We start from the raw sequence: 24,551 nt of genomic DNA, 5'->3' as shown, positions 1-24,551 counted from the left end.
ATCAGTTCACCGTAATGGCGCAGTCAAAGGTTTCGACGGGCTCGGCTTCCGGTTCCCAGGGTTGCTGGGAGGTCAGGCGCAAACGGCCCTGGCCAGGGGCAAATGCCTGGAAGCGCCAGGTGGACTGCCCGCCACCGCCAATTACGCCGGATTCGCTGCTGCTATAAACCTCGGGGCTCAAGGCGCGCAAGACACCGCCGGCAGAGTCCTGGATGGCCCAGCGATAACCGGTGGTGGGGTTGCTTGGCAGGGTGAGGATCAGGTTTTGTCCGGTTTTAAGCAGGATTGGGCAACTGCTCTGGTTTTCCACGCTGATGTTTTGCTTGGGAGCACTGGCGCAAGCGGCCAGCAGGGCAAGGCTCAAGGGGAGAAGCAGGCGGGCAGCGGTCATGGGGGCTCCGTTTATACACGACGAAGGGCGAGCATAACCGAAGATGAGACAGGGTGTGACAAGCAGGATATGTGTCGCGGCCACTGACGCCATCGGGGGCAAAGCCCCCTCCCACACTTGAATGTGTTCACAAATCAAAATGTGTGAGGGGGCTTGCCCCCGATGAGGCCGGTTCAGGCGCTAGAGCTCTATCAGAACAGCACCTTCGCCACATCCGCAAAGCGCTTGGCAAAGTGCACCGTCATGCCTTCCTTCAGATACTCCGGCAATTCTTCAAAACTGCCACGGTTCGGCTCCGGCAAGATCAACTCGTGGATCTTCTGACGCCGCGCCGCAATGACTTTCTCGCGCACCCCACCAATCGGCAATACATGCCCGGTCAGCGTCAGTTCACCGGTCATCGCTACGCCTTTCTTCGGCGGTTGGTTGCGCGCCAGGGACAGCAATGCACTGGCCATGGTCACACCCGCGCTCGGGCCGTCTTTCGGCGTGGCGCCTTCCGGTACGTGCAAGTGCACGAAGGCTTCGTCGAAGAACTTCGGATCACCGCCAAATGACTTCAAGTTCGAGCTGATGTAGCTGTAGGCGATTTCGGCGGACTCCTTCATCACTTCACCCAGCTGCCCGGTAAGCTTGAAGCCGCGATTGAGCGTGTGGATACGCGTCGCCTCGATCGGCAACGTAGCGCCGCCCATGCTGGTCCAGGCCAGACCGGTGATGACGCCGGTGCCGGACAGTACTTGCTCGTTACGGAACACCGGCATGCCCAGGGAGCTTTCCAGGTCCTTGTTGCCAATCTTGATCACGCTATTGGGCTCATCCAGCAGCTTGACCACCGCTTTGCGCACCAGTTTGCCCAGTTGTTTTTCCAACTGGCGCACACCGGCTTCCCGTGCATAACCGTCGATCAACGCACGCAGGGCGCCGTCGCTGATACTCAGGCTGTTTTTTGCCACGCCGGCTTTTTCCAACTGTTTGGGCCATAGGTGGCGCTTGGCGATGGCGACTTTTTCTTCGGTGATATAGCCCGACAGGCGAATCACTTCCATACGGTCGAGCAACGGGCCTGGGATCGAATCGAGGGTGTTGGCGGTGCACACGAACAGTACTTTGGACAGGTCCAGGCGCAGGTCCAGGTAATGGTCGAGGAATTCGACGTTCTGCTCAGGGTCGAGGGTTTCCAACAACGCCGACGCGGGGTCGCCCTGGAAGCTCTGGCCCATCTTGTCGATCTCGTCGAGCATGATTACCGGGTTCATGACCTCCACGTCTTTCAATGCCTGCACCAGCTTGCCGGGCAGGGCGCCGATGTAGGTGCGGCGGTGGCCCTTGATCTCGGCTTCGTCGCGCATGCCGCCGACGCTGAAACGGTAGAACGGTCGGCCCAGGGATTCAGCGATGGATTTACCCACACTGGTCTTGCCCACGCCCGGCGGGCCCACCAGCAGCACAATGGAGCCGGCGACTTCGCCTTTATAGGCGCCGACGGCGAGGAATTCGAGGATGCGGCTCTTGATGTCGTCCAGGCCCGCGTGATGCTTGTCCAGCACCTTGCGTGCATGCTTGAGGTCGAGCTTGTCTGCGCCGTACACGCCCCACGGCACCGAGGTGGCCCAGTCCAGGTAGTTGCGCGTCACGGCGTATTCCGGCGAACCGGTCTCGAGAATCGACAGCTTGTTCAGTTCTTCATCTATGCGCTTTTTCGCCTGAGCCGGCAGCACCTTGCCTTCCAGGCGCTGCTCGAACTGCTCGACGTCGGCGCTGCGGTCGTCCTTGGTCAGGCCCAGCTCTTGCTGGATGACCTTGAGTTGTTCCTTGAGGAAGAACTCGCGCTGGTGCTCGCCGATCTTGCGGTTCACTTCGGCGGACAGCTCTTTTTGCAGGCGCGCGACTTCGACTTCCTTGCGCAGCATCGGCAAGACTTTCTCCATGCGCTTGAGCATGGGCACGCAGTCCAGCACTTCCTGCAACTCGTTACCGGTGGCCGAGGTCAGCGCGGCGGCGAAGTCGGTGAGCGGTGAGGGGTCGTTGGGGCTGAAACGGTTGAGGTAGTTCTTCAACTCTTCGCTGTACAGCGGGTTGAGGGGCAGCAGTTCCTTGATCGCGTTGATCAGCGCCATGCCGTAGGCCTTGACCTCGTCGGTGGGCTCGCTGGGCTGGTGCGGGTATTCGACTTCCACCAGGTAGGGTGGGCGGTGGTGCTTGAGCCAGGTCTTGATGCGCACGCGGGTCAGGCCCTGGGCCACGAATTGCAGCTTGCCGTTCTCGCGGCTGGCGTGGTGCACCTTGACCAGGGTGCCGTACAGCGGCAGGGCGGAGGTATCGAAATGCCGTGGGTCTTCGGGCGGCGTGTCCATGAAAAACAGCGCGAGCGAATGGTGGTCGGATTTGCTCACCAACTCCAGGGTCTCGGCCCAGGGCTCTTCATTGACAATCACCGGCAATACTTGCGCCGGGAAAAACGGCCGGTTGTGGATCGGGATGATATAGACCTTGTCCGGCAGGTTTTGCCCAGGCAGGGCCAGGCCAGTGTTGGACGAGGTGGTGTCAGCGTTTTCGGGGTCGGCGTAGTCGTTCAGGTCGTAATCAGGGACGTCTTGCTGGTCGCTCATGGGGCACCTGCATAAGGAAGTATGGAGGTTAGATGGGGCGGGTCAGCAGTGGTTTCAATGGTGGGGGTGAGATAGCAACATATTGCATGAAATTACTGCGGCTACCTGGAGAGTATGGGAGGGGGCAAGCTCCTTCCTGACAGTTGACCCGTATTGAATCAGCTGATTTTGTGCAGATACGCAGGCAGCGGCTGTTCCGGCAACACCGATAGCACCTTCAATCGCTGCAACATCCGCTGCCTGGCTCGCTGCAAATGCTCGCGCAGATTCAACGCTGCGGCATCGAACGCCCCATGCAGCAACAATTCAAGAATCAAGCGATGTTCGGCGAGCATGGCAGGATCGGCGCCGATCCCCAGTAAACGATGGAAAATTCGGCTGATAATCATCGGGCTTTGGCCCTGGCGGATCAGGGCCGCGATCTTGCGGTTCTGCAGGCCGGCGAGGCAGTGCTGGTGCAAGTCCTGCTCGATCTGTTCGATGGCTTCCAGGCTGCAATGGGGGCTGTCCTGGGCGTCGAGCACGCGCTGCAGCATAGCCTGGAGCATGACGCGGTCCAGGTCCGGTGCACTCTGGCGCAGGGCTTCGGGCTCCAAACAAGCGCGCAATTCGTAGTCTTCGGTGACTTCTCGGGCAGTCAGCGGCCCTGCGAGCCATTGGGAGTAAGGTTCTTTCTCCACCAGGCCACGGTCGCGCAGGCGCATCAGTGCTTCGCGCACCACGGCGCGGCTGACGCCGTAGTGGTCGGCGGCGGCTTGCTCGTCCAGGCGGTAATGACCGAAGGCGATGCAGGTAGACAACGCCGCGCCGATCTCCTCGACAATTCGCTCGCCCAGCGGCCGGGTGTCTACCAACTCGTCTTCATGGTTCAGGCCCAGGTGTCCGTGGCTCAAGGGCAGGCGCAGGGGCTCCATGGCCAGGCCGTCGGGGTTGATCAGGTAACCGCGGCCGTTGAAACGGCAAATCAGCCCTTCGGCATGCAGCAGGTCCAGCGCCTTACGCACCGGTACGCGGCTGGTACCGAACAAGTCGGCCAGCGGCGCCTCGAGCAGGACCAGCCCGTGGCGGGCGGTGCCGTTGACGATCGCGTCGCGCAAAACTCGGTGGATCATCGCGTAACGGGACGCCGAGGCGGACACTGCTTTCATAGCTTTCCTGTGGCTGTGGACGGTGGCCAGGGATTCTCTCATAGATGCGTCTGTCACTCTGCGCCACGTCGACGGCACTTTTTTGGGGCTGTAAACATGGGGCTGTTACTTTTTTGCACCAAAACGTACTTTTTAATTAAAGGTACATTATTTAATTCGCGATTTAGGTGGATGCCTTCGCGAGATTTTTATTTCATGAAAAACTATCTAGCTCGATGGTTCGAAGGGAGACCGTCGAGCTAGGGAAGAATCCTCTAACGAGACTGGCACGAAAGCTGCCTTTATAAAACGTACATTTTATTAATATGTACGTTTATATAAGGGTATGCCGATGTCAGATGCCACCTCAATGGCCGAAGCATTCGCCAGCGGTCACAGCGACCCGGTGCAGGTGCTTGAACAGGCCCTCGTTCACGCGAGCATGGCCCCCAGCGTTTTCATCTCCCTGACCGTCGAGCGCGCCCGGCGTGAAGCCGAGGCTTCGGCCGCCCGTTGGCGTGCCGGGCAACCCTTGAGCGTATTCGATGGCGTGCCATTGGCCTGGAAAGATTTGTTCGACATGGCGGGCACCGTCACCACGGCCGGTGCTGCTTACCGCCGCAACGCGGCGCCTGCTGCTCATGACGCTCCCAGTGTTGGGCTGTTGTGCCGCGCTGGCATGGTCAGCCTGGGCAAGACCAACCTCAGCGAGCTGGCGTATTCCGGCCTGGGTCTCAACCCGCATTTCGGCACGCCCCACAACCCCAATAGCAGTGATCAACCACGCATTCCCGGAGGCTCGTCCTCGGGGTCGGCGGTTGCCGTGGCGGCCGGTATTGTGCCGATTGCCATGGGCACCGATACCGCCGGCTCGATCCGCATTCCTGCCGCGCTCAACGGCGTGGTGGGCTACCGCAGCAGTTGCCGGCGCTACAGCCGCGAAGGCGTTTTCCCCCTGGCACACACCCTCGACAGCCTCGGCCCGCTGACCCGCAGCGTGCGCGATGCGCTGGCCATCGATGATGTGCTCACTGGCCGTACTGGCCGTAGCCAACGCCACATCGCCAGCAGCCTCAAGGGCCAGCGCTGGGTGCTGGAGCAAGGCACCCTGGACACTATCGAGCCGGTCGTACGCATTAACCTGCTACATGCCGTCGATCAATTGAAGGCCGCCGGTGCGTTAGTCGAGGTGCGTCCGTCCGCCACTTTCCAGGCCACCCTTGCGCTGATCGAGGCGCACGGCTGGCTCGGTTCATTCGAAGCCTTCGCTTTGCACGAAGCCTTGCTCGATAGCGCCGATGCCGAGCAACTCGACCCCCGTGTGCGGCGTCGCCTCGACGCCGCACGCTCACTGCCGGCCAGCCAGCTCATGCACCTGATCGAAGGGCGCCGGCGCCTGCAACAGCAGTTGATCGACGACCTCGACGGCGCCCTGCTGATCACCCCGACGGTGGCCCATGTCGCCCCAGCGTTGGCAGCGCTGGAGTCCGACGATGAGCTGTTCGTCACCACTAACCTCACCACCCTGCGCCTGACCATGCCCGGCAGCTTGCTCGACATGCCGGGCGTCAGCTTGCCCAGCGGCCGCGATGCCCAGGGCTTGCCCACCGGGCTGCTGCTCAGCGCCCCGACGGGGGAAGACGCACGCCTGTTGCGCGCTGCGTTGGCCGTCGAATCCGTACTTAACGTTTAAGGAGACACACCATGGCTAAAGATATTCTCTGTGCATTTGGCGTCGACGTGGACGCCGTCGCCGGCTGGCTGGGTTCCTATGGGGGCGAAGACTCGCCCGACGACATTTCCCGCGGCCTGTTTGCCGGTGAAGTCGGCGCGCCGCGTTTGCTCAAGCTGTTCGAGCGCTACGGCCTGCGCACCACCTGGTTTATCCCGGGGCACTCGATGGAAACCTTCCCCGAGCAGATGAAGGCGGTGGCTGATGCCGGCCACGAAATCGGTGTGCATGGCTACAGCCACGAAAACCCCATCGCCATGACCGCCGAGCAGGAAGAAATCGTGCTCGACAAGTCCATCGAGCTGATCACCCAGGTCACCGGCAAACGCCCCACCGGCTACGTCGCGCCCTGGTGGGAATTCAGCAAGGTCACCAACGAGCTGCTGTTGAAAAAAGGCATCAAGTACGACCACAGCCTGATGCATAACGATTTCCACCCTTACTACGTGCGCAAGGGCGACAGCTGGACCAAGATCGACTACAGCCAGCACCCCGACACCTGGATGAAACCCCTGGTGCGCGGCGAGGAAACCGATCTGGTGGAGATCCCGGCCAACTGGTACCTCGACGACCTGCCGCCGATGATGTTCATCAAGAAAGCCCCCAACAGCCACGGCTTCGTCAACCCGCGCCACCTGGAAGAAATGTGGCGCGACCAGTTCGACTGGGTCTACCGCGAGCACGAACACGCGGTGTTCACCATGACCATCCACCCCGACGTGTCCGGTCGCCCGCAAGTGCTGCTGATGCTGGAGCGCCTGATCGAGCATATCCAGAGCCATGCCGGCGTGCGCTTCGTCACCTTCGACGAAATCGCCGATGACTTTATCCGCCGCCAACCGCGTACCTGACCCTTTGACCACCCCCCCGAGGCGCGATCCATGTCTATCTACAACAAGCTTGACCTGACTGGCTGGAAACCCCGGCAATTGACGTCCCAGGAAGTGCGCTTTGCCACCTGGATCGCGTTTTTCGCCTGGGTATTTGCGGTGTACGACTTCATTCTGTTCGGCACCTTGCTGCCGGAAATCGGCCGGCACTTTGGCTGGGGTGAAGTGGAACAAGCCGAGATCGCGACCTGGGTGGCGGTGGGCACGGCGGTGGTGGCATTCGCCATTGGCCCCGTCGTCGATAAATTGGGCCGCCGCACGGGCATCATCTTTACCGTGGCCGGCTCTGCGTTGTGCTCGGCGCTCACCGCGATCGGCGGGGCATGGGGCAAGTCACCGCTGATTCTGATTCGTTCGTTGGGCGGCCTTGGGTATGCCGAGGAAACGGTCAATGCCACCTATCTGAGCGAGTTGTATGGCGCCTCGCAAGACCCACGGCTGACCAAGCGTCGCGGCTTCATCTACAGCCTGGTGCAGGGCGGCTGGCCAGTGGGTGCGTTGATCGCCGCAGGGTTGACCGCGTTGTTGCTGCCAATCATCGGCTGGCAGGGCTGCTTCGTCTTCGCCGCGATCCCGGCCATTGTGATTGCGATCATGGCACGCAAGCTCAAGGAGAGCCCGCAGTTCCAGATCCATAAGCGCATCAGCCAACTGCGCAAAAGCGGCGCGGTGAGCGAAGCGCAGAACGTCGCGCTGACCTACGGCGTGGACTACGACGAACACAGCAAGGCGGGTCTCAAGGCCGCGTTCCGTGGCCCGGCCCGTCGCGCCACCCTGGTGATCGGTGCCGCGCTGTTGCTCAACTGGGCGGCGATCCAGGTGTTCAGTGTGTTGGGTACTTCGGTGATCGTCAGCGTGCACCACATCTCCTTCGAGAACTCGCTGATCATCCTGGTGCTGTCGAACCTGGTGGGTTACTGCGGCTACCTCAGCCACGGCTGGATGGGCGACAAGATCGGTCGCCGCAATGTCATCGCCCTGGGCTGGATGCTCGGCGGCCTGGCGTTCGCCGGCATGTTGTTTGGGCCGAGCAATTTGCCGATGGTGGTCGGGCTGTACAGCCTGGGCCTGTTCTTCCTGATCGGGCCCTACTCGGCAGCGCTGTTCTTTATCAGCGAGAGTTTCCCCACCAGCATTCGCGCCACCGGCGGCGCGATCATCCACGCCATGGGCCCGATCGGCGCGGTGGTCGCCGGCTTTGGCGCGACCCAAGTGCTGGCCGCCGGCAGTGACTGGCAGACCGCTGCGCTGTGGTTCGGCGCACTACCGTGCTTCTTGTCCGGCGCCTTGATGTTTGCCGCACGCCATGTGCGTCCGGAAACCGTTCAGTAAGGAGAGTGTGATGACGCCTAAAGTTGCCTTGATCACCGGTGCCGCCAGCGGCATCGGCCAAGCCCTCGCCGTGACCTATGCGCGCAATGGCGTGGCGGTGATGGGCGGGTATTACCCGGCCGATCCCCATGACCCGCAGACCACCGTGTCATTAGTGCAAGAGGCTGGCGGTGAGTGCCTGATGCTGCCGTTGGACGTGGGCAACAGCGCCTCGGTGGACGCCTTGGCCGAGCAGGCCGTGGCGCATTTCGGGCGCTTGGACTACGCGGTGGCCAATGCCGGTTTGTTACGCCGTGCACCCTTGTTGGAAATGACCGACGCGCTGTGGGATGAAATGCTCAATGTCGACCTGACTGGGGTGATGCGCACCTTTCGCGCCGCGACCCGGCATATGAAGAAAGGCGGCGCACTGGTGGCGATTTCATCGATTGCCGGCGGCGTGTATGGCTGGCAGGAGCATAGCCATTATGCGGCGGCCAAGGCTGGGGTGCCGGGGCTATGTCGGTCGTTGGCGGTGGAGTTGGCGGCATTGGGTATTCGTTGCAATGCGGTGATCCCGGGGTTGATCGAGACGCCGCAGTCGCTGGATGCGAAGAATTCGCTGGGCCCCGAGGGTTTGGCCAAAGCGGCGCGGGCGATCCCGTTGGGCCGGGTAGGGCGGGCCGATGAAGTGGCGTCGTTGGTGCAGTTCTTGACCAGTGATGCATCGAGCTATTTGACCGGCCAAAGCATCGTCATCGATGGCGGCCTGACCGTGCGCTGGCCTGACTGATGTACTCAATCCAAAAATGAGAAGGGGCGGTGCGACCGCCACTCCCACATTGGAACTGTGTTTTTCCAGGAGTTTTTTATGAATCAACTCACCCATCGCCGCGCCGTCATCACTGGCGCCGGCAGTGGCATCGGTGCCGCCATCGCCCGGGCCTACGCCGCCGAAGGTGCCCGCCTGCTGCTGGCCGACCGCGACGCTGCGAGCCTGGCCGAAACCGCCATCACCTGCCGCAATCTCGGCGCCGAGGTGTTCGAATGCTTGGCCGATGTCGGCAGCCTTGAAGGCGCACAGGCCAGTGTCGACCGTTGCGTCGAACATTTTGGCGGTATCGATATCCTGGTCAACAACGCCGGCATGCTCACCCAGGCGCGCTGTGTCGAGTTAAGCATCGAGATGTGGAACGACATGCTGCGTGTCGATCTCACCAGCGTCTTTATCGCCAGCCAGCGCGCCTTGCCGCATATGCTTGCGCAGCGTTGGGGACGGATCATTAACGTTGCCTCGCAGCTGGGCATCAAAGGCGGCGCCGAGTTGACCCATTACGCCGCAGCCAAGGCTGGGGTGATCGGCTTTACCAAATCCCTGGCACTGGAAGTGGCCAAGGACAATGTGCTGGTCAATGCCATCGCGCCTGGGCCTATCGAGACGCCGTTGGTGGGCGGCATCAGCGACAGCTGGAAACGCGCCAAGGCCGCCGAGTTGCCCCTGGGCCGTTTCGGCCTGGCGGACGAAGTCGCGCCGGTGGCGGTACTGCTGGCCAGTGAGCCAGGCGGCAATCTGTTTGTCGGCCAGACCCTGGGCCCGAACTCCGGCGATGTCATGCCATGAACGAGGTGTAGCCATGTGCGGACTCTGCGGGCTGTTAGGTGAGGATTTGCACTGGAGCGATCCCTTGGGTGACGAGTTACCGCGACGTCGTGAGCGCCTGCGCCGGATCGCGGCGATCAACCAGGTGCTGGCGGCGTTTCGGCTCAAGGTCGAAGACTTTCAGGGTGCGTCGTATCTGCTGCTCGGCGCCACCGGTAAACAGGCGCTGGCGAGCGGTCTGGATCAACTCTGGCAAGCAGCTGAAAACATGCTGGGCCGACCCTTGGATCCACTTGATTCGCACCTCTTGGATCACCTGGAGTCGGCTGTATGAGCATCGCCCTGAATGTCATCACCGGCTTCCTCGGCAGCGGCAAGACCACCTTGCTCACCCGCCTGTTGCACGGCGAAAGCCTCGGTGACACGGCCTTGCTGATCAATGAATTCGGCGACGTCGGCATCGACCATCTGCTGGTAGAAGAGGTCGCCCCCGACACCGTCCTGCTGCCCAGCGGCTGCGTGTGCTGCTCGATCCGCGGCGAGTTGAAAGACGCGCTGCTCGGCTTGCTGCAACGCCGCGAACGCGGGGAAATTCCGGCGTTCAAACGGGTGATTCTGGAAACCACCGGCCTGGCCGACCCGGCGCCAATCCTGGCGACTCTGAACAATGACGTGCAATTGCGCGGGCGCTTTCATATCGGCCTGGTCATCACCCTGGTCGACGCCAGCCACGCCGCGCTGCAAGAGCGCCTGCACCCGGAATGGCTGGCCCAGGTGGCGGCGGCGGATCGCTTGCTGTTGAGCAAGACCGACTTGGCAGGCAACTGCGAGCCACTGCGCGCGCACCTGCGGGCAATCAATGCCGGCACGCCGATCCTCAACACCTTGGAGATTCACAGCGGCGAGCAACTGCTTCTGGGCGAAGGCTTGCGCAGCGCCGAGCCGGCCGTGGAAGTCAGCCGCTGGCAACTGCGCCCCACCACCACGACCACCCACGGCGCCGCGCAGGTGTGCTGCCTGACCTTCGATCAACCGCTGGACTGGGTCGGTTTCGGGGTGTGGCTGTCGATGCTGCTAAGATGCCACGGCGAACGAATCCTTCGTGTCAAAGGACTGCTCAACGTGAACGCCAGTAACGCTCCCATCGTCATTCATGGCGTGCAGCACTGCCTGCATGCCCCGGTCCATTTGCCTGCGTGGCCGGGCAAAGACCGCCAATCGCGGCTGGTATTTATCCTGCGCGGCCTTGATCCGGCGCTGCTGCGCCGCTCCTTTGAAGTCTTCTCCCGGCGGTTCGCGGCATGATCACCCTGCGTGTCCTTGGCACATCCGTGACCCTGCTTGAAACGCTGCGCGTGCGCGCCGAACAGGACCTGGGTATTCGCCTGGTATACCAGGTACACGATGTCGAGCAGGCCCAGCGCATCGCGGTGATGCAGCCCGATAGCTATGACCTGTATGACCAGTGGTTCCACAACGTTGACTTCGTCTGGCCGGCACGGGCGATCCAGCCCATTGACACCCGGCGTATTGCCCTGTGGCATGAGATCAATGACCTGCCCAAGCGCGGGCGCTTGTCTGCAGGCGACCGCCTGGGCAGCGGCAGCGTGCCCAGCGAACGTCTGTTCGTGCAGCACGATGGCAGCCTCGGCAGCACCGTCACCGAGCGCATCAGCATGCTGCCCCTGACTCACAACGCCGACAGTTTCGCTTACCGCCCCGAGCGTTTGCCTGAAGGCTTTTGCAGCCGCAACGAAAGCTGGGGCTGGTTGCTGGACCCGGCCTGGAGTGCGCGCACCGCCTTGCAGAGCGACGCCGCCATCGGTGCCCTGGATGCGGCGTTGGCGGTGCAGGGCGCCGGGCTGGCGACATTCAAGGACATCGGCAATATGAGCATCGAAGAAATCGATGTGCTGGCCGACATCCTGGTGCGCAAGCAGAAGCAAGGGCACTTCGCGGCGTTCTGGTCGGACGATGAAGAAGCCGCGCAGCTGATGCTCAGCCCGAACATCGATATTCAGAGCCTGTGGTCGCCGACCTTGATGCGCCTGCACCGTGCCGGGGTGAAATACCGCCTGGCGGTGCCCCGCGAAGGCTATCGCGCCTGGTTCGGTGGTTTGTCTTTGTCGCGCCATGCCCAGGGGCCGGTGCTGGATGCGGCCTATGCGTACTTGAATTGGTGGCTTTGCGGCTGGCCCGGGGCTGTCATGGCGCGCCAGGGCTACTACATCGGCAACCCGGCGCGTACCCGTGATCACCTGAGCAGCGCCGAATGGGATTACTGGTACGCGGGCAAGCCGGCACGGGAGGAGCTGCCGGGCAGCGATGGCTTGCCGTTGATCGATATCGGCGATGTGCGCGATGGGGGCTCCTATGAACAGCGCATGGGGCATATCGCCGTGTGGAATTCGGTGATGGATGAGCACAACTATCTGGTGCGCCGTTGGGGGGACTTTATGCGTGCGCGAGGTGCATAACCTGTCTGGTCAATAATATGACGCTAATCTCCCGGTATTTATTGGGTTTACTTATGCCCAGTCCCAGCTAATCTGCTGAAATCGAATATTCCATTTAAATGGATATTTTTTTGACGCCAGGTTAACAGTTGGCAGGGACGCGTATGACCACAGGAAGGGGGCCCAGAGAGCGTCGAGCACGGCCAGAGGGCATGGCAATGCAGTGGCGCCACACTTTTCAAACCCGCATTGCCGCGGTGTTGGCGCTGTTGTTGCTGGTGGTCGTGGTCGCGACTTACTTCGCGGTCAAGGCTGCCACTACTCGCGCTGTGGAAAACCAGGCCGAGGTGCAGCTGAACACCGGTCGACAGGTGTTCGAACGCTTGTTGGACCTGCGCGGTCGCCGTCTGCAATACGGCTTGGAATGGCTCACCGTCGACGGTCCTTTCAAGCGTGCCGTGGCCAGCGGCGAAGCCTCGGCGATACAAGCGGCGCTGCGTCGGCACGGAACCGGTGTCAGCTCCAGTGCAGTGTTCGTACTTGGCCTCGATGACAAGGTCATCGCCAGTACGTTACCCGTGCTGGCTCGGGGCCAGCTCTTTCCCTATCAAGAGGCGTTGCGCCAGGCGCGACGCAGCAGTCAGCAAATGCTGATCGTGGCGATGGATGGGCAACCCTACTTGCTGGTACAAAAGGAAATGCTCGACCCGCAGCCCATCGCCCGCGTGGTCATGGGCTTCCCCATGGATGCGCAATTTGCCCATGAGCTACGGTCCATGAGCAACCTTGAGGTGTCGTTTCTCAGTGTGCAGGACGATCGTGTCGGCCAGCTCTTTACGACCCAACCCGACGGCTACCGCGCTACGGTCACCAGCCTGCTGCGTGCCGCGCAACTTGATCGACAGGCGCAGGTGTATCTGTTTCATGGCCAGCGCGTGCTCAGCCAAGTACTGCCTTTGGCCAACGCCGGTGAACGCGACGAGGTGCGCGTCTTGCTGCAAAGCCCGCTGGATCATGCCCTGCAATCCTTTGCACCGCTGGACCGGCAATTTCTCGCAATTGCCCTGGCGGTGTTGCTGGTCTCCCTGGCGGCGGCGTTGTTGCTTGCACGGCGAGTGTCGCGCCCCCTCGATGCGTTGGTGCAAGCCGCCGAACGCATAGGTGCCGGTGACTACCGCACGCCGGTGCGGGTGCGTAGCCATGATGAGTTCGGCCTGCTGGCCCGCGCCTTCAATGCCATGCAAAGCGGTATCGCCATGCGCGAACGGCAACTGGCCCATAACGCCTTGCATGACCCGCTCACTGGCCTGCCCAATCGCGCCCTGGCCATGGAGCGCCTGGGCAGTGCGATCAGTGCGCGGCGGCCGGTGGTGCTGCTGTACCTGGGGATTGAAAACTATCGGGTCATCAATGAGAGCTTCGGCCCCCAGGGAGTCGAGCAAATGTTGCGCGAAGCCAGTCGTTGCCTGTCCATGAGCCTGCTGGCCAGCGACACTGCGGCACGTATGGCCGGCAGTGAATTCCTGCTGTTGCTGGAAAACACCGGAATCGACCGCGCTGTGGCCCGTGCCGACCGCCTCTACGGACTGCTGACCGAACCCAAGCACATCGGCAACGACGAAGTGCGCCACGAAGTGAGCATCGGTATCGCGGCGTACCCCGCTGACGGGCAGCAGGTAGAGGAATTGATCAATCGCGCCGCCATCGCCCGGCATGACGCGGCCAACTTGCCGGGGCATTTGCAGATATACCAGCCGGACCGCGACCTCGCTCACCAACGCCAGATCGCCCTGATCCGCGACCTGCGCCGCGCGGTGATCGAACGCGAGTTGTTCCTGTGCTACCAGCCCAAGCTCGACCTCACCCATGGCCACGTGCGCCAGGCCGAAGCTCTGTTGCGTTGGCAACATCCAAGCTTCGGACAAGTCTCGCCCGCTGAGTTCATTCCCCTCGCCGAGCGTACCGGCAGCATGGGCGGCCTGACCTTATGGGTGATCGAGGAGGCCATTCGCCAAATGGCAGAGTGGGCGCAGCGTGGCTTGCCGATGCAGCTGTCAGTGAATATATCCGTGGATGACCTGGCCGATGATGAACTGGCCGTTCGCGTCACCGCAATGTTGATGCAATACGGGGTGGCGGCCGAACACTTGATTTTCGAAATCACCGAAAGCGCCATCATGCACAACCCGCAACAGGCCCTCAGCGTGCTGGAACAGTTGCGTGGTTGCGGCATCAGCCTGTCTGTGGATGATTTCGGCACTGGTTACTCATCCCTGGCGCAATTGCAGCGCCTGCCAGTGCAAGAGTTGAAGATTGACCAGTCTTTTGTGCGCAATCTCGACAGTACCAGCGGCGATGGTGTGATCGTGCGCTCCACCATCGAGATGAGCCATAACCTGGGGCTCAAGGTGGTGGCCGAAGGCGTTGAGTTCGAGCACAGCCTCACCCTGCTCAAGCGCTGGAAATGCGACACCGCCCAGGGCTACCTGATCAGCCGGCCCTTGAATGCCATGGCGTTCGAGAGGTGGATGAGGCGTGAGCGGGTGCCTATCTAGAAGGCATTTCAATCACCAGGGACTGCAATAGCGCCCATAACCCTTCGACATGCTGGCGTTCGGTGCCCAGTGCGCCGATGGACACGCGCACCATCCAGCGTTCATCGAGGATCGCCGGCGTGACGTAGGCTTTGCCTGACAGGTTGAGCCTTTCTGCCCAGTCGCGCGTGTGCTTATCCAGCGCTTCGCCGCTCAAGCCTGGCGGTTCGTGGCGAATGCACAGGGTTTGCAGGGCCGGCGCTGCCACCAGTTTCCAGTGCGCACTGCCCTCAATCTGCTCCGCCAGCCAGCGCGCATTGGCCAGGTCTCGTCGCAGCCGCGCTTGCAGGCCGCTGACGCCTTGCTCGCGGATCAGGAACCACAGCTTCAGGGCGCGGAAGCGGCTACCCAGGGAAATCCGCCAGTCGCGGTAGTTTCTGACCTGACCGTCGGCGCTGGACTGCAGATAGCTCGGGTTGGTGGTCATGATGCGAATCAAATGCTCAGGGTCACGAACGTAGTACACCGAGCAATCGAAGGCCGCGCCCAGCCACTTATGCGGGTTGAGGACCAGAGAGTCGGCGTTTTCGATACCACGCCACAGCGCCCGGCATTCCGGCAGGATCATCGCGGCGCCGGCCATGGCCGAGTCGACATGCAGCCACAAGCCATGGCGCTGGGTCAGTTCGCCAATCGCATCCAGGGGGTCGATCGCCATGGCGGCCGTGGTCCCGGTGGTGGCAATCACCACGCAGGGGCGGTTGCCGGCGGCCAGGTCCTGCTCGATGGCTTGCGCTAACGCCTGGGGTGACATGGCGTTGCGTTCGTCGGTGGCGACCGTGCGGATATTGTTCTGGCCGAATCCAGCGAGAATGGCCGCCTTGTTCACTGAACTATGGGCGTGGGCCGAGGTGTAGACGATCAGGGGCGCGCCGCTGTCTTGCAGGCCGTCATGCATCAGCGCGTACTGGGAGCTGCGTTCCCTGGCGCTGATGAGTGCCACCAGGGTGGAGGTTGACGCGGAATCCTGGATCACGCCACTCCATTCGTGGCTCAGGCCGATCATGTCGCGCAGCCAGTCGGTGGTCACTTCCTCAATTTCGGTAAGCGCCGGGCTGGATTGCCAAGACAATCCCACCACACCCAAGCCGGTGCTCAGGCAATCGCCCAGTACTGAGGACAGTTCCACGTTGGAGGGGAAGAAACCGAAAAAACTCGGATGCTGCCAGTGCAGCAGCCCGGGCATGATCAGTTTTTCCACATCACCCATGATCTGTTCGAAGGGTTCGGCGCTTTCAGGCGGGCTGGCCGGCAGGGCGGCTTTGATTTCGCCAGGAACAGTCGTGGGCTGCACGCCGCGTTGCTCGATATTTTCTCGATAGTCTGCGATCAGGTCGATCATGGCGTAGCCATGGCGACGGAATTCTTCGGGGGTCATAAAAACATATCCATTTGCAAGCGGGTTAAAAGTATCAGCACCAGAAATAAAACGGTTCGCCAGGGGTATAGCCGATAAACGACTGCATGCTGATACGTTTTCCCGACTCGAATCCGCAAATGGCGTGGGGGCGGCGGGTATTGATGATCACCAGTTCGTTGTTGCGCGGCTGGATACGTAACGGCTTTTGCAAACGGTCCTCGGGCAGTTGTGCGCCTTCGAAACGCTTGACCTCGTCATAGGCAAAGGCCTCGGTATCCCAGATGATCAACTCTCCGCCTGATGGCGGCGTTTCCAGATAAATATTGGCGCTGAATTGGTGTTCCAGTTCCGCGATCGACAGAGGCAGGCAATCCACATGGGGAACCGTTTCCGAGAGGTGCGCCGTCTCGGGAAACATGGCACGGATAATCCCGCAGAACATCGGTTGGCCTTGAAAAGCTGCGGTGACTGCGCCTTGCGGCCAGATCTCCTGGAGCTGCTCCATCAGGTGTTGGATGGGCGGCTTTTCAGGTGCGCAAATGCTGTCGATCACACCGCGCATATGGGCCGCGTCAGCATAATATTTGGCTTGGGCATCGCTGCCGGCAGCCTTGCCGTAGGTGGAGTTGAACGGGGTGCCCCAGCGATGCACGCCGTAGAAATGCTGTACGACGTGGCCATCCTCGTAGGTTTCATGGCTGTATTGTTCCAGCGTGTCGGCCTCACCGATGATTTGATTTAACCGCTCGCTGGTTTTGGCGTTCGCAAACTCAGGTATTCGGATAGCAAGTACTTCTCCACTGATCAGTTGTTTCAAACTTGAGGTGTCGAGATATTCAAGTTCTATAATTTTTGCTGATTTGGACGTGGTTGGTTTTGTCGCAGCATGGTCCATCATGTTCAGAAGCTCCCTTTAGAGTTTTATGAGTAGGCGTATAGGGTACGCAGGGCGTGTGCAGTAAATTAGTTTTAAGGGCGCAGGGGATGGATAGGATTTTTCTTGAAACGCTGGTTTTTTAGCCGGCTGATTAATCGCGTATTAACGATCGTCAATTTTTGGCAGACGAAAAAAAAAGCGGCTACCCATCAGGTAGCCGCCCTTGTTTTACCGCCGGGTCCACTTAATCCGGCAGTTTGAACGCCATCACATAGTCACCCTGTTTGGTACCCAGGGAACCATGACCGCCGGCCATGACCAGCACGTATTGCTTGCCGTCCTTGCCGGTGTAGGTCATTGGTGTGGTTTGCGCGCCTGCAGGCAGGCGGCCTTCCCACAGTTGCTTGCCGTTTTTCACGTCATAGGCACGCAGGTACTGGTCGAGGGTGCCGCTGAGGAACGCGACGCCACCGGCAGTGGTGAACGTACCGCCCAGGCTAGGCACACCCATGGTCAGCGGGATAGGGACCGGCGAGCTGTCACGCACAGTGCCGTTCTTGTGCATCCAGATGGTCTGGTGGTTGGTCAGGTCGACCGCTGCCACGTAGCCCCACGCTGGTGCCTGGCACGGCAGGCCCATGGGCGACAGCAGCGCTTCGAGGATCACGCCGTACGGCGCGCCTTTGTTTGGCTGTACGCCTTCGGTTTCGCTGACGCGTGGGCCTTGCTTGGCGATGTCTGCAGCCGGGATCAGCTTCGATTTGAACGCCATGTAGCTTGGGTTCACGAAGGCGATCTGGCGTACTGGATCGACCGAGATGCCGCCCCAGTCGAACACACCGAAGTTACCTGGGTAAACGATCGAGCCTTGCAGCGATGGCGGGGTGAACGGGCCGTCGTAGCGCATCGACTTGAAGTCGATCCGGCAGATCAGTTGGTCGAACGGCGTAACGCCCCACATGTCGCGTTCTTTCAACGGCGGCGGCATGAAGTTCAGGTCGGACTTGGGCTGGGTAGGGGAGGTACGGTCGCCCGCCACTGCGCCTTGGGGTACGGCAACTTCGTGGATTGGCACCACCGGCTGGCCGGTAGCGCGGTCCAGCACGTAGATGCTGCCTTGCTTGGTCGACGCCATCACGGCCTGCTTGACGCCGGCTTCGGTCTTGATGTCGATCAGCGAAGGCTGGCCGCCGACGTCCATGTCCCACAGGTCGTGGTGGGTGAACTGGAAGGTCCACTTCACGTGGCCTGTGTCGATGTCCAGGGCCGTCAAGCCAGCGGCGTATTTTTCCGAATCGTCGGTACGGTCGCCGCCGTACTGGTCGGGCATCTGGTTGCCCATCGGCAGGTAAAGCATGCCGAGTTTTTCATCCACGGCGAACATGGACCACATGTTCGGCGAGTTGCGGGTGTAGGTCTTACCCTCGGCCAACGGGGTGGTGTCGTCCGGGTTGCCGCTGTCCCAGTTCCACACCAGTTTGCCGGTGTGCACGTCGAACGCACGGATCACGCCGCTTGGCTCATCGATCGAAACGTTGTCGGTCACGTGACCGCCGATCACCACCAGGTTCTTGGTCACGGCCGGTGGCGAGGTGGAGTAGTAACCGCCTGGGGCGAAGCTGCCGATGTTGGCACGCAGGTCGACCTGGCCTTTGTCACCGAAGTCTTCGCACATCTTGCCGGTGTCGGCGTTCAGCGCGATCAGGCGAGTGTCAGCAGTAGGGACGAAGATACGTTTCGGGCAGGCATTCGGCGCGGCAGCCGGGCTGGCGCTGCCGGTTGGGCTCTGCTCGGAAGCGTAGGCAGCGTCATCGTGGTACGACACGCCACGGCAAGTCATGTGCGCCCAACCCTTGAAGCTTTCAGCACCCTGGGTGGTGATCTTCGGGTCGAAACGCCAGATTTCCTTGCCGGTGTCCGGGTCCAGGGCAATCACTTGGCTGTGCGGAGTGCACACGTAGAGCATGCCGTTGACTTTCAGCGGGGTATTTTCCGCGGTGGTTTCACCGGGATCGCTTGGGCCAGGGATGTCGCCGGTACGGAAGGTCCACGCGGGTACCAGCTTATGCGCATTTTCCGGGGTGATCTGTGCCAGTGGCGAATAACGATCACCGTGGGCGGAACGGCCATAGGAATTCCAGTCGCCATCAGCCTGGGCCGGTGCAGCGCTGGCCATGCCCGGTACCGCGTCGCGGTCCAGTTGGCCGGTTTTGACCATTTCACCTGGGTTGGTGAACTGGCTGGCCAGGGCGGTAGCACCGGCCAGCACCACGGCCACGCTCAGCGCGCCAGTGCCCAGTGGCGCGGCTTGGCCACGCAACAACGGACGGCGAAACCACGGCAGCAACATGACGATGCCCAGGGCGAACAGCAGGGCCAGGCGCGGCACCAGTTGCCACCAGTCCAGGCCGACTTCCCACAGTGCCCACACGGTGCTGGCGAACAGTACCAGTGCATAAAGGCCCAGCGCGGCGCGGCGGGTGGCGAGCAGCAATATGCCAGTCAGGGCGATGCCGATACCGGCCAGCAGGTAGTACAGCGACCCGCCGAGCATGCTCAGCTTGACACCGCCGGCCAGCAAGGCCAGCCCCATGATCAGCAGCAAGATCCCCAGCAGCCTGGGCAGCAGGCGGCTTGGGCTTGAAGCCCCATCAGTGCTCATAGTGTGTTTCTCCGTTACGTTGGAATTATGTAACCCCGTGCTTCACTCACTGTAGATGACGATTCGGCTCGGGCTTGGTTCATCGTTATTTTTGATTTTTCTGTGGATAACCGGGTTATCCACAGGCGGGCAATAACCCCTCCAGCGCTGGTCGAAGTAAGACAGCGCTGTCTTTGCGTATAGGAAAAATTGGCAAAGGGGATCGACCGGGAGGTGAAGCGTTTCAGATTGTTGCGAAGAATAATGCGGCGGGGCGTTTTGAGAAAGAGTGAATCGCAAGATGCATCATTTCAGTTTTGGTAACAGTGACTCATTGTCGCTGCAAAATTGAGGTGGGAGGGGGCAAGCGCCCTCCCACAGGGGATTTGCTGTGTTGGTCAGAAGGTGGTGCGGATGCCGAACTGCACACTGCGCCCCGGTGCCGGTGCGATGTCGCGCAGGATCGAGCTGGCATAGCGCACGGTCTGGTTGGTCAGGTTCTCGCCGTTGACAAAGGCCAGCCACTGGCTCCCACCGACATTGAAGCGATACCCCGCGCTGGCACCCAGGGTGGTGTAGCCATCGGTGCCGCTTTCGTTATCCGGCACGCGCCCTTGGCCTGCTGCGTGTTCCACATCGATACGCGCCTGCCAGCGGTCCAGTTCCCATAGCAAGCCGCTGTTCAAGCGCAGCGGCGCCATGCGTGGCAGGGCTTCGCCGGTGTCCAGGTTGGTGGCGCGGGTGTAGTCGCCCGACAGTTCCAGTGCAAACTTGCCGTAGGCGCCTTCGCCGAGCTTCCAGTGATCCTGGGCTTCGAAGCCGGCAAAACGCGCACGCACACCGGAATATTCGTATTCGGGGATACCGCTTGCGTCCTCTTCACCCTCATCGTTCAAAGTGCGCCCCGTGCCGAGCAGGCCGATGTAGTTGGAGAAGCGGCTGTAGAACACGCCGAAGCTGCCCTTGTGGGTGCCATTGTCAAAGCGCAGTGCGAGGTCGCTGGACACGGCTTTTTCTTTCTTCAGGTTGGCATCGCCCAGCTCAAAGGTGCCAGTGGCGACATGGGCGCCGTTGGCATACAGCTCATAGAAGGTCGGTGCGCGCTCGGTGTAGCCCAACGTAGCAGCCAGGGACCAGATTGGCGTGAGGGTATACACCGCGCCGGACGACAGGCTGCCGGCGGTGAAGTCATTGCGCTTGCTGGCATTGGCAAATCGCTCGTTGCCCTTGGCATCGGGATCGACGCTGGTGTGTTCCACGCGGGCGCCGAGGCTGAGTTTCAGGCGCTCGGTGGCTTGCATCTCTTCGAGGATGAACAGTGCGCCGGCATTGGTGTCGGTCTGCGGCACGAAAGCTTCTTCGCCCAGGGCCGAGAACTCGTTGCGGGTCACTTGGGCGCCGACCACGCCGTCGAATGGGCCGATCGGCTGGTGGCGAGCTTCAACACGGGCTTCATAGCCTTTGTTCTTGAAGATCGTACCGGTCTCGCCGCCTTCGATTTCGCGATGTTCATAGTCGGTGTAGCCCGCGTCGAGTTTCACCGAGGTGAACGGCCCTTGCAGGTTACGGATTTCGGACGCAAAGGCGTAGTGATCCTGCTGCATGCGGATGCGCACATCCTGCTCGGCCGGCGAGCCGTAGTTGCTGTCGTAGTTGCTGTAGGACAGCCCGGCATAACCATCGTCCCAGGTGTAGGAACCGCCGACGGCACCACCGTCTTGGCGCCCGTCGCTGTTGCCCAGGCGGCCATTCTTGCCTGGGCCGTCTTCGGTGGTCGGGGCATGGCGGCTGCGGGCATAACCTGGGATTTTCAGGTCGTTGAATTCCCGTGCATTGGCATCCAGGTGCAGGGCGAAGGTGCCGTTGCCGGCTTCCAGCTTGCCCGCGCTGCTACGGGTGGTATCGGCGCCACCGTAGCGCAACTCGCCGGCGCCGTGGATGCCTTCGATAGCCTCTGTGGGGATGCGGTTGTCGAAGGTATTAACCACACCGCCGATGGCGCTGCCGCCATACAGCAGGGCAGCCGGGCCGCGCACGATTTCAATGCGGTCAACGTTGATCGGATCGAGCGGCACCGCGTGGTCGTAGGACAGCGACGACGCATCCAGCGCGCCTACACCATTGCGCAGGATACGAATGCGGTCGCCATCCTGGCCGCGAATGATCGGGCGGCTGGCGCCCGGGCCGAAATACGAAGATGACACCCCCGGTTGCTTGTTCAGGGTTTCGCCGAGGCTGCCTTTTTGTTGCAAGGTCAGCTCATCACCTTCCAGTACGGTGGTGGGCGAGGCCAGTTGTTCGCTGCCCAGTGGGTTGCCGGTGACCACTTGGGGTGGCAATTCCAGGGCATGGGCTTGGGAGCTGATCAACAAGGCAGCGGCGAGAGGGGACAGGCGCCAGAGAGAAGGCAGGGACATCGGATATTCCTAGGTAAAACTTCTGTTAGATATAGTTACAATATAACATCTCTTTTTTATCGGAAAGTGGAACTTTTCCTGGCGGGCTATATTCAATGCCATGCTTCCACCTGCACGCCTCGTCGGCTAAGGTGCGCGGCTGTGTTTCCTCTATTTGCAAAAGGCCCGGCATGACCGCGACAAGCAACGACCCGCTCCACGGTGTGACCCTGCAACACGTGCTCACCACCCTGGTTGAACATTACGAGTGGAGCGGCCTGGCCGAGCGTATTGATATCCGCTGCTTCAAGAGCGACCCGAGCATCAAGTCGAGCCTGACCTTCCTGCGCAAGACCCCTTGGGCACGGGAGAAAGTCGAAAGCCTGTACGTCAAACTGATGCGCACCAAACGCCCGCTGGATTGAGGCCATGAAGCGCTTTGTGGCGGTAGCGGCGCTGGCCGGTTGGGTGGGGCTGGCGATCCAGCAATACCTGATCTTCTATTCACGCTGGGCCATCGACGCCAGCCTGTTGGGTGGGCTGATCAGCTTTTTCAGTTTCTTTACGGTGCTGACCAACACCCTGGCGGTGGTGGTGCTCAGCTATGCAGGGACCAAGCGCGACTCAGCGATAAAACGGTTTTTCCTGGCGCCAGTGGTCAGCAGCGCAGTCGCCGCGAGCATCATTGTGGTGAGCCTGGCGTATAACCTGCTGCTGCGGCATTTGTGGAGCCCCGAAGGCTTTCAATTCATCGCGGATGAATTGCTGCATGACGTGATGCCGCTGCTGTTTGTGATCTATTGGTGGCAGTGCGTGCCAAAGGGGCAGCTGCGTTTCAGGCACATTGGCGCCTGGGTGATCTACCCATTGGTGTACTTCGGTTATGTGCTGTTGCGCGGGGATTTGCTCGGGCAGTATCAGTACCCGTTCATTGATGTGCTGACCCTGGGTTACCCACAGGTGTTCGTGAATGCCGGAGGGCTATTGGCGGGGTTTGTGCTGGTGGCGCTGGTAGTGGTGGGGTTGGATAAGCGCCTGGGCCGGGCGCACTCCAACTGATACAGCTTGATCCAATGTGTGAGGGGGCTTCAGTCAGTTAAGCGTACATCGCCCTCCTACAAAGAGCCTTAACTGACTGACAGTAGGGCAAGCCCCCTCTCACATTTCCACCGTGTCAGCCTTATTCGTCTTCGCTGCCTTCGGCCCGCCAGTAGCCCACAGCCTTCAAGAACTCCTCGTTGACCTTGTGCGTATCCAGCAACACCCGCCGCACCTGGCGTGACAGCTTGGTTTCGGTCGCGACAAAACTGTACAGCGTGCCGCCAGGCAGCGTCAGATTGCGTACTACATCGAGCAGGTCTTCCTGGCCGCGCACCACCCAAATAGTCTCAACATCCGCAGCGCTCTCCAGCACTTGCTGTTCCGCTGCATCGGCGATTTCTATCACCGCCAGCACCTTTCGACCCGCCGGCAGTTCTTCCAGGCGCCGCGCGATGGCCGGGATTGCGGTTTCATCGCCAATCAACAGGTAGCTGTCGAAGATATCCGGCACGATCATCGAGCCCCGTGGCCCGCCGATATACAGGTACTGGCCGACCTGCACCTGCTCGGCCCAGGTGGAGGCGGGGCCGTCGCCGTGCAGCACGAAGTCGATATCCAGTTCACCGATGCTCAAATCGTAGCGCCGTGGCGTGTAATCGCGCATGGCCGGTTGCGGGCCGTCGCCCTTGATGGTGAATGTGGGGCTTTCCAGTGCGGCTTGTTCGGCGGCGTTCTGTGGGAACAGCAGCTTGATGTGATCGTCGCTGCCCAGGCTGACAAAGCCGGCCAACTCTGGACCACCCAGGGTGATGCGGCGCATGCGCGGCGTGAGGTCGACCACCCGTAGGACTTGCAGGCGGCGGCGTTTGATTTCGTGGGTAACGCGATGGATGGCTTGAGTATTCATTGGTCTTTCCCGTCGACGATGGCTTGGGCGGTGCCGTTGAGCAGCGCCGCGACACGAACGATTTCTTCCGGGCTCCAACGCCCATGGTGCGAATGCAAGGCATGACGCAGGTTGTGCACCGCCTCGTGGATTTCCGGCGGGCGGTCGTGGCCGCGCAGTGAGCGCTTGCTGACTTCCATGCGCATGCGAATGCCTTGGAGGGCAACCGCCTGTTCGCTTAAGAAGAGACGACCGGCGTCGGTGATTGTGTAGCGTTTTTTTCCGCCTTCGGCGTCACCGCTGATCAATTCGCTCTCTTCAAGGAAGGTCAGGGTGGGGTAGATCACGCCCGGGCTCGGGGTGTAAGCGCCGTCGAACAGGTTTTCGATCTGGCGGATCAAGTCGTAGCCATGGCAGGGCTGTTCGGCGATCAGCGCCGGCAACAGCAGTTTCAAGTCGCCGGGCGCGAACACCCGAGGGCCGCGGCCTGGGCGTTTATCGAAGCCGTCGCGGCCATGGTGAGGGTGGTGCTCTCTCATTTTTAAGTTCTCCATCTCGGTTAAGATAGAACTTAAGATATATCTTTTGATTTGGCAAGCTCGGGCGACTGATGGTCGGGCAGCGGCAGGTGTAAGAG

General features: G+C 61.1%; 20 protein-coding genes. 11 read left to right on the top strand and 9 right to left on the bottom strand.

Translation table 11 applies throughout. The annotated features are described in order from the left end of the window. Position 1: 1 nt before the first annotated feature. The 3 genes from QZR30_RS02460 to QZR30_RS02450 form a co-directional block, all read right to left on the bottom strand. Positions 2-391 (bottom strand): protease inhibitor I42 family protein, encoded by a 390-nt coding sequence (locus QZR30_RS02460; protein WP_059398013.1) that lies wholly within the window; start codon positions 389-391, stop codon positions 2-4. 191 nt (positions 392-582) lie between these two features. Further along, positions 583-3,003, bottom strand: coding sequence for an endopeptidase La (lon, locus tag QZR30_RS02455; RefSeq protein ID WP_046071096.1), 2,421 nt, complete (start codon positions 3,001-3,003; stop codon positions 583-585). A gap of 158 nt (positions 3,004-3,161) precedes the next feature. After that, the gene (locus tag QZR30_RS02450; protein WP_056845443.1) at positions 3,162-4,151 is read right to left on the bottom strand and encodes a GntR family transcriptional regulator; all 990 of its coding nucleotides are present in this window, start codon (positions 4,149-4,151) and stop codon (positions 3,162-3,164) included. A gap of 331 nt (positions 4,152-4,482) precedes the next feature. On the opposite strand from QZR30_RS02450, the gene QZR30_RS02445 reads away from it, so the two are divergent. From QZR30_RS02445 to QZR30_RS02405, 9 genes are all read left to right on the top strand, one after another. Next, the gene (locus QZR30_RS02445) at positions 4,483-5,823 is read left to right on the top strand and encodes an amidase (RefSeq protein WP_311902915.1); all 1,341 of its coding nucleotides are present in this window, start codon (positions 4,483-4,485) and stop codon (positions 5,821-5,823) included. Positions 5,824-5,834: 11 nt separating this feature from the next. Next, on the top strand, positions 5,835-6,713 hold the full coding sequence (locus QZR30_RS02440; RefSeq protein WP_010212857.1) for a polysaccharide deacetylase family protein: 879 nt from the start codon (positions 5,835-5,837) through the stop codon (positions 6,711-6,713). A gap of 30 nt (positions 6,714-6,743) precedes the next feature. Then, positions 6,744-8,084 carry an MFS transporter gene (locus QZR30_RS02435; protein ID WP_056845441.1) on the top strand — a complete coding sequence of 447 codons (1,341 nt, stop codon included), beginning with the start codon at positions 6,744-6,746 and terminating at the stop codon, positions 8,082-8,084. A gap of 10 nt (positions 8,085-8,094) precedes the next feature. Then, the gene (locus QZR30_RS02430) at positions 8,095-8,856 is read left to right on the top strand and encodes an SDR family NAD(P)-dependent oxidoreductase (RefSeq protein WP_046071101.1); all 762 of its coding nucleotides are present in this window, start codon (positions 8,095-8,097) and stop codon (positions 8,854-8,856) included. Between the two features lie 78 nt (positions 8,857-8,934). After that, positions 8,935-9,684 (top strand): SDR family NAD(P)-dependent oxidoreductase, encoded by a 750-nt coding sequence (locus QZR30_RS02425; RefSeq protein WP_046071102.1) that lies wholly within the window; start codon positions 8,935-8,937, stop codon positions 9,682-9,684. A gap of 13 nt (positions 9,685-9,697) precedes the next feature. After that, on the top strand, positions 9,698-9,997 hold the full coding sequence (locus QZR30_RS02420) for a hypothetical protein (protein WP_046071103.1): 300 nt from the start codon (positions 9,698-9,700) through the stop codon (positions 9,995-9,997). After that, entirely contained in the window at positions 9,994-10,968 is a 975-nt protein-coding gene (locus QZR30_RS02415; protein ID WP_046071104.1) for a CobW family GTP-binding protein, read from the top strand. The genes QZR30_RS02420 and QZR30_RS02415 overlap by 4 nt, the downstream gene beginning before the upstream one ends. Beyond that, entirely contained in the window at positions 10,965-12,140 is a 1,176-nt protein-coding gene (locus tag QZR30_RS02410; protein WP_046071105.1) for an ABC transporter substrate-binding protein, read from the top strand. Before QZR30_RS02415 ends, QZR30_RS02410 begins: the two co-directional genes overlap by 4 nt. 197 nt (positions 12,141-12,337) lie before the next feature. Next, on the top strand, positions 12,338-14,674 hold the full coding sequence (locus QZR30_RS02405; protein ID WP_046071106.1) for a putative bifunctional diguanylate cyclase/phosphodiesterase: 2,337 nt from the start codon (positions 12,338-12,340) through the stop codon (positions 14,672-14,674). On the opposite strand, the gene QZR30_RS02400 is transcribed toward QZR30_RS02405, so the two are convergent. The 4 genes from QZR30_RS02400 to QZR30_RS02385 form a co-directional block, all read right to left on the bottom strand. Further along, positions 14,667-16,091 carry a pyridoxal phosphate-dependent decarboxylase family protein gene (locus QZR30_RS02400; protein ID WP_311902914.1) on the bottom strand — a complete coding sequence of 475 codons (1,425 nt, stop codon included), beginning with the start codon at positions 16,089-16,091 and terminating at the stop codon, positions 14,667-14,669. The two genes, QZR30_RS02405 and QZR30_RS02400, sit on opposite strands and share 8 nt — an antisense overlap. Positions 16,092-16,125: 34 nt before the next feature. Continuing rightward, a complete protein-coding gene (locus QZR30_RS02395) occupies positions 16,126-16,971 on the bottom strand; it encodes a 2OG-Fe(II) oxygenase (RefSeq protein ID WP_046071108.1) in 846 nt (281 codons plus the stop codon). A gap of 223 nt (positions 16,972-17,194) precedes the next feature. Continuing rightward, entirely contained in the window at positions 17,195-19,612 is a 2,418-nt protein-coding gene (locus tag QZR30_RS02390) for a glucose/quinate/shikimate family membrane-bound PQQ-dependent dehydrogenase (protein WP_311902913.1), read from the bottom strand. A 377-nt stretch (positions 19,613-19,989) separates the two neighbouring features. After that, complete coding sequence (locus tag QZR30_RS02385) at positions 19,990-22,008, bottom strand: TonB-dependent receptor (protein ID WP_311902912.1); 2,019 nt, start codon at positions 22,006-22,008, stop codon at positions 19,990-19,992. Between the two features lie 170 nt (positions 22,009-22,178). On the opposite strand from QZR30_RS02385, the gene QZR30_RS02380 reads away from it, so the two are divergent. Together QZR30_RS02380 and QZR30_RS02375 are read left to right on the top strand one after the other, a co-directional pair. Next, a complete protein-coding gene (locus QZR30_RS02380; RefSeq protein ID WP_043048686.1) occupies positions 22,179-22,412 on the top strand; it encodes a VF530 family DNA-binding protein in 234 nt (77 codons plus the stop codon). Positions 22,413-22,416: 4 nt separating this feature from the next. Continuing rightward, positions 22,417-23,046: a Pr6Pr family membrane protein gene (locus QZR30_RS02375; protein WP_046071111.1), complete on the top strand. Its 630-nt coding sequence runs from the start codon at positions 22,417-22,419 to the stop codon at positions 23,044-23,046. 121 nt (positions 23,047-23,167) lie between these two features. On the opposite strand, the gene QZR30_RS02370 is transcribed toward QZR30_RS02375, so the two are convergent. Together QZR30_RS02370 and QZR30_RS02365 are read right to left on the bottom strand one after the other, a co-directional pair. Then, entirely contained in the window at positions 23,168-23,935 is a 768-nt protein-coding gene (locus QZR30_RS02370; RefSeq protein ID WP_046071112.1) for a siderophore-interacting protein, read from the bottom strand. Beyond that, a complete protein-coding gene (locus QZR30_RS02365) occupies positions 23,932-24,453 on the bottom strand; it encodes a PadR family transcriptional regulator (RefSeq protein ID WP_046071113.1) in 522 nt (173 codons plus the stop codon). Before QZR30_RS02365 ends, QZR30_RS02370 begins: the two co-directional genes overlap by 4 nt. Positions 24,454-24,551: the final 98 nt, after the last annotated feature.

The organism is Pseudomonas sp. rhizo25, from assembly GCF_031931935.1.
In the GTDB taxonomy this organism is placed as follows: Bacteria; Pseudomonadota; Gammaproteobacteria; order Pseudomonadales; family Pseudomonadaceae; genus Aquipseudomonas; species Aquipseudomonas synxantha.
This window is presented reverse-complemented; position numbering and strand designations above follow the sequence as displayed.